Source organism: Pseudomonas sp. Pseusp49, from assembly GCF_059491875.1.
Map to the genome: position 1 here is coordinate 690143 of NZ_CP168514.1, position 13949 is coordinate 704091.

A 13949-nucleotide genomic window follows, 5' to 3' on the forward strand; every position below is an offset into this window, starting at 1 on the left:
AACGCGGGAGCGAGCGCGAGCTATCACCGGAAAGCACTGGCGGATAGTCGAGTTAACAAGGTCAAATACTGAGTGAACCGGTCTGCAAGCCATGGGCCATAGGGCGTTCAGCCCAGTTAACTAACCGAGTTAACCAGTTAACCTAGTAGTTAACTGAGTAAATTAGTCGGTTAACTCCTAGGTTAACTGCCTGAAAGCCCCAGCCCGCTTGGCTATCAGCCGACTTTGCCGAGCAGCTTTAGCAGTTAACCAGTTAACCGAGTAATTTAGTCGGTTAACTCCTTAGTTAACCGCCCTGAAAGCCACGGCCCGCTTGGCTCTCAGGCGAATGGACGGATAGCCGAGTTAACCAGCCAAAATGCTTAGTTAACCGGGCTACAAGCCACGACCTGCAAGGCTTTCAGCTTAGTTAACCAACCGAGTTAACCAGTTAACTAACTTTGGCGGGGTGCCGCTAACGAATTTGCGCGAGTCTTCGCACCCGTCCCTCACCCAAAATGCCAGGGTCCCCGGTGTGTTTCTGGAGATGGGAGGTCATCTCTTGGTGAGGCGCTACGTAGTTGTATTGCACTTGATCGTTCAAATGCATTGTTGCTGGGTTTCGAGGCTTTCTGTGCTGTTGTGCATTAGCTACAGACAAAAGCGGTAGCTCATGAGGGGCCAAAAACGACCCAAATCGACCTGTTTTGACAGCCAAAAGCGGACTTTTACTAGGAGCCGCTTTCAACCGATTCTGTTGAAAAAGTCTGCCATGGATTTCACGGCAGAAAAGTACGCGCCTGAGATTGAAATCTTTACTTTGAGCAGGGGATTCCGGGCTCTGATTTCGCGTCGCTGCGCGCAAAAAAAAGCGTTTTCAGCAGTCAGTACGCGGGCAGCCTGGAAGGACCGATTTTTTCAACACAATCAATCAAAAATAGACACTCGAGAAAGGCGGGAAGTCGGCAAAATGTGGTCGTTCGTTTTCTATAAAACTCGGGACGATTCACATGTCCTACTTGCAATGCAAAATCTTCAAAAGATCAAGGAATCGCGTGCCGCTTGGCGGTAATGGACGGGTTGTGTCAGTCACTGCACAGAACTTGACAGAGTAGCTCTGAGTATCAGGAACGGCCCGAAAATCCCAGCTCTGCGGCAATAGCTCGGCATAGTGTCGGGGAAGAATCCCACAGAATTGACCAGATCGGATGAGCAAAGCTACGGAATCGAGCCCAAATGCATCGGGCCCTCGGCTGAAATTATGGTTTGCCAATGCCTGAGAAACAAAAGGCTGTCCCAGACGGTTGACCAGCGGCATTGAGACTCCGGTATCGAGTGTCGCACCCGAGGCATATATCAAATGGACTTCTTCGAAAAGCTCGACGTACCGTAGTGAGGGGGAGCGTTCATGAGTGCCCTGGATTGCCACATGAATGCGCCGGTCTACCAAAGCACGGGTAAGCTCGGTGAGAGTGAGTGTATGGATTTCCAGGTGTAAGCCGCTTGCCGTCTGACCAAGTTGTCGGAGAGCCTCACCCACTCGGCAATTGGGGTTACTGAAAGCATTATCGGTGATCCCTATCGCCAGATCGCCGGTGATCAAGCCTTTCAACGCGTCGACGTGAGGCTTGATACGATCTAAAGCATCGAGCGCTTCCGCTGTTAATCCCAGGACCGCTCGTCCTGCCTCCGTCAACTCGAAACCCTGGGGACCTCGCGTGCAAAGTGGTGTACCTAGCTTGGACTCCACGTCTTTGATCCGCCTGCTTATAGTCGCCCGACTCATGCGCAGGCGCTGTTCAGCGGCACCGAAGCCTCCGGCCTCCGCGGCAACGCGAAATATCCGCAATCCCTTGAGGTCTTTCTCTACCAGTGACTCTTCTATATCAGACATGGTGGTTTCAGTTTCTGCAATCATGGTTTCAGAATTTGGTAGTTTTAACCTGGTTTTTATGGGGATAGAGTAGTTCATATTCCACGCTGTGGTGTGAAGTAAGGGAAAACTACGCGCTCAATCGACGGAAACATCTGGAACGTCTGCCCAGAATTAAAAAGACAAACGTCAGCCTGATCTCACTAAAAACAAAGAAGTATAGGAGGCGCGATGAGTTCTACCCTATTAGCAGCATCAACAACTGAAAAGCCAACTCGCTACAGATGGTTTTTGGTTACCTTGGCTTTTCTGGCTATCATTACCAACTACATGGACAGGGCAAACCTGTCAATTGCTCTGCCCTATATGAAAGCGGACCTGAATTTATCTTCTTCAGAAGCCGGGTTTATATTGGGTGCCTTTTTTTGGACCTATGCATTTTTTCAGATTCCTGCCGGTATGCTTGTCGATCGCTTTGGAGCGAAAGTAGTTCTAGGTGTTGCGGTAGTTTGGTGGTCTGCATTCACCATAGCAACGAGCATGGTACGAACCGGGGCAGGGCTTTTGGGACTCCGGTTGATGTTGGGCGTTGGAGAAGCTGGTGCATTTCCTGCCGCAACCAAATTTGTTGAGCGTTGGTTTCCTCGGTCCGAGCGAGGTACAGCCACCGGTATCTATGACAGCGGGGCGCGGGGAGGAACCCTGATCGCACTTCCACTTTGTACCGCAATCATTGGTGCCTGGGGCTGGCAAGCATCCTTTATCGTGACGGGTCTAATTGGGATCATTTGGGTTGTCGTCTGGAAATTTGCCGCCACCGAATATCCATCGCAGAGCAAAAATGTTAACCAAGCCGAAGTTGAGCATATCCTTGGTGGTGCGAAAGATGAGCGGATCTCAACCGTTCGAGTCCGCTGGGGAGCGCTGCTGAAAACGCGTCAAATCTGGGCTATGGCACTGGGCTTGGCATGCCAGAGCTATGTGATCTACTTTTTCATAACGTGGTATCCGACTTACCTCGTCAACGAGAGGGGGTTCTCTCTGCTTCAGCTTGGATTCTTCGGCGTGCTGCCAGGAATCGCAGGGTTGATCGGCTCATTTGTCGGCGGCTGGGCATCGGACAAAATCGCCAATAGCGGCTATGGCGTCAGCGTTGGCCGTAAGGTCTGCATCGTGGTTGGCATGGTACTGGGTGCGTCTATCGGCTTGGCAGGTTTTGCCGCTCAGGCTTGGCTGGCTCTCGCCTTACTGTCTCTGGCTTTCTTCGGTGTATCAGCGGCAACATCTAGCATGTTGGCTTTACCAGCTGATATGTCTCCGTCGGGTTCTAAGTCGATTGTCGGGACTATCGCTGGTTTTCAAAACAGCATCGCAAACTTTGCGGGAATCGCTAGCCCTGTAGTTATTGGTTATCTCAAAGATCAAACGGGGTCGTTCGCGCCTGGATTATTGTCCGCGTCGGCCGTCGCTCTTTTGGGCTGTTTGATCTACGTATTTATACTGGGTCCTATAAAGCCGGATGTGTTTGCACATGCCGTCGAAGAACGAACCAAGTAAAATTCCTTAATTAAACAACGAAGTATCATTAAGATATTTCAAAGTGCTTTGCTGCGCGAAAGGAGTAGAAAATGAGCTTTCCTCTTACAGTTCCACCTTCCAAAAAACATCAAAGTTTTCTATGGTCGCCGATTTGTACTGACCTTGATCAGCTAGATGCGCATGTGGCAATTCTAGGTATTCCTTTTGGCCAGGCTTACACTGCAGAACACATTAGCAATGACCAGAGCAAAGCACCTGACGCGATTCGTGCGATGAGCGATCGTATCTGCCGCGCATTACATCACTATGACTTCGACGTAGGCGGCCCAATTTACGACAACCGTGCCCTTAAAGTGGTTGATTGCGGAAACGTGCCTGCCGACCCACGTGATCTCAGTACGCACGGCCCACGCTCCGAATTGGCTGTGCGCAAGATTCTAAAGGCTGGGGCGATGCCCATTATCCTGGGTGGAGATCATGCAATCCCGATTCCGGTACTGCGGGCCTACGACGGTGAGGAGGGGCCTATTACTCTCATTCACATCGACGCTCATCTGGACTGGCGTGAAGAGGTCAATGGTGTACGTGAAGGCTTGTCCAGCACAATTCGCCGTGCATCTGAAATGGATCATATCGGCGAGATTTTCCAGATCGGACTTCGTGCTCAGGGAAGCGGTCGCCAGACTGACTATGACGCTGCGGTTGCCTACGGCTCGAACTTGATCCCCGCCTATGAGGTACATGAAAAAGGGATGCAATCGGTGCTGGATCGCATCAATGACGGTGGCCGTTACTATCTGACCATTGATGCTGACGGCCTGGATCCTTCGATTGCGCCGGGTGTAGCAGGACCGGCGCTGGGTGGAATCACTTACGTTCAGATGCGTCAGCTCATTCATGGATTGGTAAAGAAAGGGCGCGTAGTGGGTATGGACATTGTTGAGATCACACCGTCTCTGGATGTCAATAATATTACGTCCATCACGGCAGGACGATTGATCGTTAACCTGATCGGCGCTGCTGTACGTGCTGACTATTTCGATGCACCACCCGCCGAATAAAGTACGCATCTAGCGGTATAAAAGCGGCGGGTTATCCGCCGCTTTTTGCTTTTCTCGCGCAGGATAGGAATAGCCAAGGCGAAACATTCAATTTCTTGCTGGCTCTTTTGCAATGGGCCGCTTCCGCCCCCTGAATCGCCCCTGGTTTCGTAGATACCTCCAAGCCTTAAAATGAGGCCCATCAGGAGGTGCCATGAGCACTCAGCGTTATCCCGAAGAATTCAAAATCCAGGCGGTCAACCAAGTGACCGAAAAGCAGCTTTCTGTCTCGGAGGTGGATGCGCGATTGGGTGTGTCCGTGCACAGCCTCTATGCCTGGATTAAGCGCTACATCAAGCCCCAGGAGTAGCGCATTCAGGAGGGCGATCACCGATTTGGGCAGACCGACTTTTTCAACAGAATTGGCCGATTGCTGTCAGTCGCGATGTAGATTTTGGTCCTATGCAGCAGAGGTTTGGACTGCCGATACAGCCTGGCACTCATCGATATACGCTTTTAAATCCTTACCTATGGTTGTTTGCTGAAAGACCTTGCAGTCCCTGTTCTGTAAGGCTCCAGTGGATTACGAGAATCTCCGAATCTAAACACCGGTCAACCTGAGCCGTGACCAAATTGAACCCGTGTCTAACGGCCTGAGCGGAGATCGTTCAGGCCGGCCCCCTCGTTAAATGAGTGAAGGCGTATGTTTTTGGAGAGACCGAACACGACGGGGGCGCGTTTGGTAGTTTTTCCAATACTCTGGCTGAGCATTAGATCGGCTGAGTGTTTTGCAATTTCCCCAGGGTCAAGGCGCTTCACGCAAAGTAATGCCGATCCATTCACCGCTGGTCTGCAGCTGCGTTATCAGCGTGGGAATCAATTGTCTGATTGCCAGGTTGGCGGCGGTTGTGGGCAGCGATGTGGGCCAGCAAAGGCTAGCGGGTCTGGTGATGCCTGGCTTGCTGATTTTACGTACGAGCGGCCACGAGTCCCGGGCTTTGGTCATCAGAGATGAGGCCGGCAGGATGGTGCAGGCACTACCACGACGCGCTATTTCGATCATGGTCGGCAGTGAGTCGACATCGGCGATAATGTTCAACGCAATATCTTCCCTCGCAAATGTACGCTCGATCAGCAGTCTTAACCCCACCCCGCCACCAGGCGCCACCAATGGCACACCAGCCAGCTCGACCAGAGGGCAGTCAAGCTGTTCGGCACTCAAGGTAAGACCGGCACTGCCAATCACATAGAGGTCTTCGTCAAACAATGGCTGAACCGACACGCCGCGGGTTTCGGTGTCGCGAAACAGTACCGCCAAATCCACCCGGCTATTGGCCAACAGCTCACTAATGTACCCACTCATGCTTTCGATGATATGCAAGCGTATACCCGGATATAGGGCGAGAGTACGCTCGAACAAAGGGGCGGCCAGCACGGCGGCGATCGTTGTAGGCAAACCGATGGTTACCGAGCCGGAAACGGTTTTAACGCCCGTGGTGACCTGCCGACGCAGATCGTCCATTTGTCGCAGTATTTGTTGCGCATCCCGGTAAAGCAGCGTGCCGGCTTCGGTCGGTCTCACCCCCAGCGGACTTCGCAGTAGCAAGGCGGTGTCGAGCTCGCTCTCAAGGTTGGAAAGATGTTGGCTCAGGGAGGGCTGCGAGACAAACAACTGCCTTGCAGCCTTGGAAAGGCTCCCGCACTCTACGATCGCGACGAAATATTTTAGATGGCGCACGTCCATAGAAAGCGGTTCCGTAAAAATCCGAACGTCTAGCGTACACCGCTGAGCAACCTGCGTGCTTGCGACAATACCGGAGCATCAACCATCCGCCCATCCAGCCGGAATGCACCACTATTCTGCTGTGTCGCGGCCAGTACTTTTCGTGCCCACTCAATCTCGTGATCTGTTGGGCTGAAAATACGATCAGCAATACTGACCTGACTTGGATGAATGCACAGCATGCCTCCAAAGCCCATCTGCAACGCGCTGCTGGCAAACGCCTCTAGCCCCTCAAGGTCGTCGATGGTGGGATAAACGGTTTCCACTGGCCGCGCCAGAGAGGCTAGCGAGGTATGCAACAGCAATTTGTAGCGCACCTGATCCAACATTCGCGTTGCTCCGGCGGTGTTGCTACGCAGGCCCAGATCCAGGCCCAAATCCAGCGCTCCAAAGGTAAGACGTTCGACGTTCGTAGCCTGGGCGATCTCGGCGATCGCTTCCATTCCCTTGGCGCTTTCAATCAACGGCCAGACGTGCATGCCCCGGGCCGTCACCTGTTCGATCTGCTCGCGGCTCTCGGTCTTGGGCAATAGGACGGCAACCACCCCCGAGTGTGCGTTGCAAAAGTCCAGGTCTGCGCAAAACTCAGGATGGTCGAACGCATTGATACGCACCATCAGCCGGGCAGTCGGATTCAGCTCAAGCCACGCTTGCAGATTGTGTCTGGCCTGACGCTTGAGTCCTTCTTCTACAGCGTCCTCGAAGTCGACAATGATTCGATCCGCGCCCGTCGCGAAGGCTTTACTAAAGCGCTCGGGACGATTGCCAGGAACAAACAGTGCACTTTTAACCGAAGGTAGCTCGTTCATCTTCATATCGCCCCCCACGCCCTCAGCTCGTCGATACCGGAATCCGAATACCCAAGCTCGGTGAGTATCGTCTCGTTGTGCTCCCCCAAACCGGGAATCGGATCCATGCGGGGGGTGAACGCACTGTTCGCAGCGGGTGGAAGGAGCGCCGGCAAGTTACCGTTTGGACTTCCCACTTGTACCCAGCGCTGGCGTGCCTGTAATTGCGGATGCCGCCAGACCGCTTGCATGTCATTGACCTTGGCATTAGCGATAGGCGCGGCATCAAGCCGGGCGATGACCTCGGCGGTCCCCAGTCTGGCGAAGGCTTCAACAATTATTTGCCGCAGCGCCTGGCGATGGGTAGAGCGTTGAGCGTTGGAGCTGAAGCGTTCATCTTCCAGCAAGTGCGGTTGCTCCAGTACACAATTACAAAACAGCGCCCACTCGCGCTCGTTCTGTAAACCGAGCATGACCACGTCACCTTCACTGGCCGGGAAGGGTCCATAGGGGTAGATCGTGGAGTGTGCTGCGCCTGCACGTGGAGGAGGTGGCGCACCTTCATATGCGTAGTACAGCGGATAACCCATCCATTCTACGAGGCTTTCCAGCATGCTGACTTCCACGTGACTGCCCTGTCCGGTTTTGCCACGCAGCAACAATGCCGAAAGTATGCCGCTGTACGCATACATGCCGGCAGATATATCGGCGATGGAGCAGCCTGCTTTGGCCAATTCATCCTCGCCAGCCCCTCCGGTAACAGAAAGAAAGCCGCCCTCACTCTGAATCAGCAGGTCATAGGCTTTTTTATGCTCGTATGGCCCACCTGTGCCGTAACCCGAGATATCGCAGACGATCAACTGCGGGTAACGCTCGTGCAAAGCCTGGAACGACAGACCCATACGCGCTGCCGCTCCGGGCGCGAGGTTCTGGATCAGCACGTCTGCCTTGGATAGCAACGCCTCAAGAACCGCATCGCCCCCTGGTTTTTTTACATCCAGGGTCAAGCTTTCCTTGGAACGGTTTGCCCATACAAAATGTGAAGCCAAACCATTCGTGCGAGCGTCATAGGCTCGTGCAAAATCGCCAACAGCTGGCCGTTCGATCTTGATGACACGGGCGCCCAGATCAGCCAGTTGCCGGCTACAGAATGGTGCAGCAATGGCGTGCTCCAGGCTGACCACCGTGATGCCATCCAGCGGACGTGCAGGCATATGTTTGTTATCCATGGTTCTGGATCCCTTATTGTTCACAATCAATGAGGTCACGCGGACGGTGGGGCGAAATCAGTAAATCCAGGACATCACCAGTAGTGCACCCGAGATGGTAATGGCACCACCTATGCGCGTTGCAATTTGGGCAAAGGGCATCAGTTGCATGCGATTGGATGCCGTCAGAATGGCTACGTCGCCAGTGCCGCCCATCCCGCTATGGGTGCCCACTACAATGGCTGCTTCGATAGGGTACATATTGACTTTACGACCTACGAAAAAGGCCACAGTCATCAGCGTCGCAACGGTAGCGACAATGGTCATGATGGTTGGAAAGTTAAAGGCGTCGGCCACTTTCTGCCATGGCGTTACCACGATGCCGATGGCGAACAGTAATGGGTAGGTGACGGCAGTGGCAAAGAAGCGATAAACCGTACCCGCCCCTTGCTCAATTGACGGACTGAAGACAAAGGCAACCTTACCCAGCACTGCCAACGCCAGCATCACTACAGGGCCGGGCAGCCCGAAGGTGTGATCGGCGTACATGCCAACAGCATAGAGGCACACAGCAACCATGCCTGCAGCCGCCACATGCTTCACATCGAAGTTGTAAGGCTGTGACTCGGCGTTGCCATGATCCAAATTGCCGGCTGCACTTTTCATCAGTGTTCCGTTGCCAGTGTATTGCGGCCAGCGTTTGCCAGCGGTATTGAGCAGCGCCGAGAACACGATTGCGCAGACATTACCCATCATTACAGCGGGCAACGCTTGAGCAAGCAGATCGCCATGAGGCTGACCAAGAATGCTCGAATAGCCGACCGTGAGAGGGATAACCCCTTCACCGAGGCCGCCAGACATCACCGGAATAACAACAAAAAACACGGTATGAAAAACACTCATCCCCAAGGAGACACCGACAGCCGTGCCAACAAGCCCTGCCGCGATGGAGCCTGCAGCCAAGGGAACGAACAGGCGAAAGAATCCAGCCAGTAGAATCGTTCGATCCATGCTGAGGATGCTGCCAACGATGATGCAAGGAATGAAAAGATAGAGAAAATTCGTGGTTTTCCAAAAAGTTACGATGGGCGTAACTACCGACTCCGGAAGAATCTTGGCAAAGACAAGGTAGGACGGCAGGAACATCGCCATGATCACCGGCCCGCCGATACTGCGAAACACCGGAATACGATTGCCAATCTCGAAGCACACACAGCTGCAGATGCCCAGCAGCGCGATCATGGGGGATAGTTGCGAAGACAATTCACTGCTCGACGCCGTGAGGGTCAACACGACTGAAAGCACGACCAATACCGGCAGCGGCACGAATCCCACGCGGATGTCCATTAACCTCCACCAGACATTGCGTAATGATGAGGATGACTCGTAGAGGCCGCGCACTGGCGAGGAAGGGGTGTGTTCGTGAGGCATTGGAATACCCTTTTATTGTGATGTTGTGCGGATATCTTATAAAGAGCGCTCACGTAGCCTGAAATACGGCTTGTGAATACCGGGTATAAGTTGTTCCTATAGCCAAATGCATCGCGCAGTTGAGGTGGAATGCAGCGTAAACTGGATTTAGCCAGCGTAAACAGAACGGAGGATTCGAGTGACGGCTACAGAGTTGAAACAGGGGTAAAGGTGCTGGGTCTGCGATGATGAAACTCGCTCTTGATCATGCGCGTACGCACTCGTTTAAGCAGATGCAGTTAGAAACCTATAGCTGTCTTGTCGACGCACAGGCACTTTATGGGTGTCTCGACTTCCGAATGACTGAGGTGGTGCCTGGGCAAAAGGCCTATGGGAAGAGCTTCGATCAGGAGTTCTGGTCGCTGTATCTCCAGGGACACTACAAACCCTATCCTCAAATGTGCTGAAAATACGCTCACCACCTGATCCTGGCTGCCCATGAGCCGCGTTGCGGACTTTCAGAGCACGTAATGCATCGCTACTGTCGAGGTTCACCAGCTGGCTTCCAATGGTGATCAGTGCCTGATGCGACGAAACAATAAAGATTGTCACAAGGCAATTGGGGCTACGAAAAGTGCAAAGAGGTCCGCTGGAGAAAAGCCTGCCCGATCACTGATCGGGCAGGCTCTTTGTTGGCGGTCACATGTTCAGACCCGATGGAATTAGCCCAATACCTCATTGGCCACTTGGTCGATCGCACTTTTGGTGATGTCGACGATCAGGTTGGCTTCATCCTCAGTCAGGATCAAGGGCGGTGCAAAACCTAGAATGTCACCATGGGGCATCGCCCGCGCAATCATGCCACGCTCCAGGCAGGCCGCCGATACCTTCGGCCCGACCTTCAAGGCCGGATCGAACGCGGTTCGTTGCTCACGATTTGCCATAAACTCGACAGCCGCCAGCATTCCATCACCCCGTACTTCGCCCACCAGCGGATGGCCTTCCAGGGTTTCGCGCAAACGACGATTCAGGTAGCTGCCAACCTTTTCGGCGTTGGCAGTCAGGTTTTCCCGTTCCAGGATGTCGAGGTTGGCCAAGGCCGCCGCCGCGCAAACCGGATGCCCGGAATAAGTCCAGCCATGCCCCATGGCGCCTTGGGATTCGGAGGCTTTTTCGATCACGCCCCACACCTTTTCACCGACGATCACTGCCGACAAAGGCGCGTAGGCGCTGGTCAAGCCTTTTGCCGTGGTGATCAAGTCCGGGCGCATGCCGTAGCGTTGACTACCCATCTTCGAACCCAGACGACCGAAGGCGCAGACCACTTCGTCGGCGATCAACAACACATCGTACTTGTTCAACACCGCTTGTATGGCGGCCCAGTAACCGGCTGGCGGAACGATGATGCCGCCGGTGCCCATCAGCGGTTCGCCGATGAACGCAGCCACGGTGTCCGGTCCTTCGGCCAGAATCATTTTTTCCAGTTCGTCGGCGCAATAGCGCACGAACGCTGTTTCATCCATGCCAGCGGGTGCCTTGCGGTACCAGTGCGGGCAAACGGTATGTTTGACGCCTTCTGCCGGCAGGTCGAAATGCTGATGGAAGGTCGGCAGGCCGGTCAGGCTGCCGGTCATGATGCCAGAGCCGTGATAACCGCGATCACGAGAGATGATTTTCTTCTTCTGCGGGCGACCCAGCACGTTGTTGTAATAGCGCACCAGTTTGATCTGGGTTTCGTTGGCGTCGGAACCGGAGAGTCCGTAGTAGACCTTCTTCATGCCCTCCGGCGCCCAGTCGATGATGCGGCTCGACAGCTCGATGATCGCTTCGGTCGAATGCCCCATGTAGGTGTGGTAATAGGCCAGTTCCTTGGCTTGCTTGTAGATCGCGTCGGCTACTTCGGTGCGGCCATAGCCGATGTTCACGCAGTACAGTCCGGCGAAGGCGTCGATGAGTTCACGGCCTTCGTGGTCGCGGATGCGGATACCCGAGCCGCCTTGGATGATGCGTCCTTTGAGCGTGCCGCTGGCGTGGTCATGGGCGTGAGTCGAAGGGTGCATGAAGTGCGCACGGTCTTGTTCGAACAGCGTATCGAGTTCTTGGTTCATGGCATGTCTCCTGAGAACGGGCCTTAGAACTGGCCTTGATGGTGCAGGCAAAAGTATTTGGTTTCGACAAAGGCTTCGAAGCCCTCGGTGCCGCCTTCACGGCCTAACCCCGAGGCTTTCATGCCACCGAACGGGATCGGGTGGCCAGTGAACTTGACGCCGTTGACTGCGACCATCGCATGGTCGAGGCGGCGAATCAGGGGATAGATCAGGTCCAGGCGATTGGAACAAATGTAGGCCGCCAGACCGTATTCGGTGTCATTGGCCATTTCGATAGCTTGCTCGAGGGTGTCGAAAGGCATGACGCCGGCGATCGGTGCGAAATTCTCTTCGCGGTAGATACGCATCTGCGGTGTAACGTCGGCCAGTACCGTCGGCTGATAAAACAACCCGCCCAAGGCATGCGCTTCGCCACCCACCAGACGCTGGGCACCCAGTTGCAGGGCATCAGCCACGCGCTCGGCCGTCACGTCGAAGGCGGCCTGGTGCATTAGCGGGCCGATGTCGACGCTTTGCTCCTGATCACCCGCTAGCGCCGGGCCAACCCGCAGCGCGCGAACGGCGGCGGTAAAGCGCTTGAGAAATTCCGGATAGATCGAGCGCTCGACCATGATGCGGTTGGCCGCACAGCAATCCTGGCCGGAGGTCTGAAACTTGGCCTCCACTGCGACTTTCACCGCCAGTTCCAGATCGGCATCGGCGCAGACGATGAATGGCGCGTTGCCGCCCAGTTCCAGCGATACCTTCTTCACATCCTGGGCTGCCGCTTGCAGGACCAACTTACCGACGCGGGTCGAGCCGGTGAAGCTGACTGAACGCACACGAGTGTCTTGCACCAGGGTTTGCATGGTCATTTGCGGTTCGCCCAGCACCACGTTGAACACGCCAGCCGGGAAGCCCGCTTCCTCTGCCAGTTGCGCCAGGGCCAATGCGGAAAACGGCGTTTCATGGGCCGGTTTGATTACCACGGTGCAACCGGCAGCCAGTGCGGCGGCGGCTTTGCGGGTGTTCATCGCCGAAGGGAAATTCCATGGGGTCAGCAGTGCACAGACACCGACTGGTTCCTTGATGGTACCCAGGTGTGCTCCAGGGATATGGCTGGGGATGTTCTGCCCGTAAAGACGCCGCGCTTCTTCGGCAAACCAGGGAATGAAGCTGGCGGCGTAGGCGATTTCGCCGCGGGATTCGGCCAGGGGCTTGCCTTGTTCCTGGCTGAGGATCCGCGCCAGGTCCTCCTGATGTTCAAGGATCAACGCTGCCCAGCGCCGCAGAATCATCCCGCGGGCCTCCAGGCTTTGCTCACGCCAAGCGGTAAACGCCCGGTGTGCGGCATCGACGGCGGCGATGATCTGCGGTTGATCGAGCAACGGTACATGACCGATCAACGTCTGATCGGCCGGGTTATGCACGGCGACGCTGTGGCCGCTCTCGCTGTGGACCCAATGCCCATCGACGTAGCAAAGTGCTTTGAACAACAACGGATGTTTGTATGTCATGGCGTTCACTCCAAACCGTGTGCGTGAATCCATGCTAGGGCAGCACAGCCCAAGTGATTTGGCGTTTGAGGGGGGTGAAACCACAGGTTTTTTCTGATTGAGCGTCGGTAAACAGGTGCTTTTTGCGGTGAAGGTTTTGCCTCGGTTCAAGGCTCTTGCGCCAGCTCGGCCGGCAGCGCTCCCGACGTCTTGATGGTCTTGGTCACGATGTAAGTGAAGTAGCGCTCGATGCCCAGGTCATCGAGCAACAACTGGTCGATAAACCGCTGGTAATGGTCTATGTCCGGCGCCTGGATCATCGCCATGTAGTCAACGCCGCCACCGGTGGCGTAACAGAACGCTACTTCGGCAGCCTCGTTCATGCGTTGTTCGAACCGCCGCATGTCCTGGGCGGTGTGCCGGGCCAAGGTGATTTCCACCAGCACCTGCTGGCTTTTGAACACAGCGTTCCAGTCGATCTGCGCTCGGTAGCCCTTGATCAAGCCCAGGCTTTCGAGTTTGCGCACCCGTTCCCACGCAGGCGTTACCGACAGGTTGATCGCCTCGGCCAGGCTCGATTTGGTGATACGCCCGTCGTCAGCGAGGATTCGCAGGATTTTCAGGTCATAGCGATCGAGTTTGTGCATGGGTGACAATCTCGTGAATATTTAGGAGACCCTGTGGGAGCGAGCTAGCTCGCGATGACGGCGGCACATCCAGCCCAGATGTGACTGACACATCGCATT

Annotated in this window: 10 protein-coding genes and 2 pseudogenes; 4 read left to right on the top strand and 8 right to left on the bottom strand. The window is 54.8% G+C overall.

From position 1 onward, the window contains the following. Positions 1 to 994: 994 nt before the first annotated feature. Positions 995 to 1951, bottom strand: a complete 957-nt coding sequence (locus ACEN83_RS02940; protein WP_495579465.1) for a LysR family transcriptional regulator — start codon at positions 1949 to 1951, stop codon at positions 995 to 997. Between the two features lie 132 nt (positions 1952 to 2083). Here ACEN83_RS02940 and ACEN83_RS02945 point away from each other — a divergent pair, with 132 nt between their 5' ends. The 3 genes and pseudogenes from ACEN83_RS02945 to ACEN83_RS02955 all read left to right on the top strand — a co-directional run. After that, a complete protein-coding gene (locus tag ACEN83_RS02945; protein WP_495579466.1) occupies positions 2084 to 3409 on the top strand; it encodes an MFS transporter in 1326 nt (441 codons plus the stop codon). A 71-nt stretch (positions 3410 to 3480) separates the two neighbouring features. Further along, on the top strand, positions 3481 to 4452 hold the full coding sequence (locus tag ACEN83_RS02950; protein ID WP_495579467.1) for an agmatinase: 972 nt from the start codon (positions 3481 to 3483) through the stop codon (positions 4450 to 4452). Between the two features lie 193 nt (positions 4453 to 4645). Then, a pseudogene (locus ACEN83_RS02955) lies at positions 4646 to 4795 on the top strand (transposase); the annotation flags it as partial. A 441-nt stretch (positions 4796 to 5236) separates the two neighbouring features. Here ACEN83_RS02955 and ACEN83_RS02960 read toward each other — a convergent pair. Genes ACEN83_RS02960 through ACEN83_RS02975 form a run of 4 tightly spaced genes read right to left on the bottom strand, consistent with a single transcriptional unit; the run spans position 5237 to position 9557 of the window. Beyond that, a complete protein-coding gene (locus ACEN83_RS02960) occupies positions 5237 to 6175 on the bottom strand; it encodes a LysR substrate-binding domain-containing protein (protein WP_495579468.1) in 939 nt (312 codons plus the stop codon). A gap of 29 nt (positions 6176 to 6204) precedes the next feature. Next, positions 6205 to 7029 carry an HpcH/HpaI aldolase/citrate lyase family protein gene (locus tag ACEN83_RS02965; protein WP_495579469.1) on the bottom strand — a complete coding sequence of 275 codons (825 nt, stop codon included), beginning with the start codon at positions 7027 to 7029 and terminating at the stop codon, positions 6205 to 6207. Further along, complete coding sequence (locus tag ACEN83_RS02970) at positions 7026 to 8231, bottom strand: CaiB/BaiF CoA transferase family protein (protein ID WP_495579470.1); 1206 nt, start codon at positions 8229 to 8231, stop codon at positions 7026 to 7028. The genes ACEN83_RS02965 and ACEN83_RS02970 overlap by 4 nt, the downstream gene beginning before the upstream one ends. A 57-nt stretch (positions 8232 to 8288) precedes the next feature. Next, positions 8289 to 9557 carry a 2-hydroxycarboxylate transporter family protein gene (locus ACEN83_RS02975; RefSeq protein WP_495579471.1) on the bottom strand — a complete coding sequence of 423 codons (1269 nt, stop codon included), beginning with the start codon at positions 9555 to 9557 and terminating at the stop codon, positions 8289 to 8291. 296 nt (positions 9558 to 9853) lie between these two features. On the opposite strand from ACEN83_RS02975, the pseudogene ACEN83_RS02980 reads away from it, so the two are divergent. After that, positions 9854 to 10087 (top strand): annotated as a pseudogene (locus ACEN83_RS02980) (N-acetyltransferase); the annotation flags it as partial. Positions 10088 to 10342: 255 nt separating this feature from the next. Here ACEN83_RS02980 and ACEN83_RS02985 read toward each other — a convergent pair. From ACEN83_RS02985 to ACEN83_RS02995, 3 genes are all read right to left on the bottom strand, one after another. Next, entirely contained in the window at positions 10343 to 11728 is a 1386-nt protein-coding gene (locus ACEN83_RS02985) for an aspartate aminotransferase family protein (protein WP_495579472.1), read from the bottom strand. 23 nt (positions 11729 to 11751) lie between these two features. After that, positions 11752 to 13224, bottom strand: a complete 1473-nt coding sequence (locus tag ACEN83_RS02990) for an NAD-dependent succinate-semialdehyde dehydrogenase (protein ID WP_495579473.1) — start codon at positions 13222 to 13224, stop codon at positions 11752 to 11754. A gap of 146 nt (positions 13225 to 13370) precedes the next feature. Continuing rightward, complete coding sequence (locus ACEN83_RS02995) at positions 13371 to 13850, bottom strand: Lrp/AsnC family transcriptional regulator (RefSeq protein WP_495579474.1); 480 nt, start codon at positions 13848 to 13850, stop codon at positions 13371 to 13373. Positions 13851 to 13949: the final 99 nt, after the last annotated feature.

Coding starts and splice junctions, on each gene's coding strand:
- ACEN83_RS02970 (WP_495579470.1), bottom strand. CDS start 8,231: ATGGATAACAAACATATGCCTGCACGTCCGCTGGATGGCATCACGGTG.
- ACEN83_RS02995 (WP_495579474.1), bottom strand. CDS start 13,850: ATGCACAAACTCGATCGCTATGACCTGAAAATCCTGCGAATCCTCGCT.
- ACEN83_RS02975 (WP_495579471.1), bottom strand. CDS start 9,557: ATGGACATCCGCGTGGGATTCGTGCCGCTGCCGGTATTGGTCGTGCTT.
- ACEN83_RS02985 (WP_495579472.1), bottom strand. CDS start 11,728: ATGAACCAAGAACTCGATACGCTGTTCGAACAAGACCGTGCGCACTTC.
- ACEN83_RS02960 (WP_495579468.1), bottom strand. CDS start 6,175: ATGGACGTGCGCCATCTAAAATATTTCGTCGCGATCGTAGAGTGCGGG.
- ACEN83_RS02940 (WP_495579465.1), bottom strand. CDS start 1,951: ATGAACTACTCTATCCCCATAAAAACCAGGTTAAAACTACCAAATTCT.
- ACEN83_RS02990 (WP_495579473.1), bottom strand. CDS start 13,224: ATGACATACAAACATCCGTTGTTGTTCAAAGCACTTTGCTACGTCGAT.
- ACEN83_RS02950 (WP_495579467.1), top strand. CDS start 3,481: ATGAGCTTTCCTCTTACAGTTCCACCTTCCAAAAAACATCAAAGTTTT.
- ACEN83_RS02965 (WP_495579469.1), bottom strand. CDS start 7,029: ATGAAGATGAACGAGCTACCTTCGGTTAAAAGTGCACTGTTTGTTCCT.
- ACEN83_RS02945 (WP_495579466.1), top strand. CDS start 2,084: ATGAGTTCTACCCTATTAGCAGCATCAACAACTGAAAAGCCAACTCGC.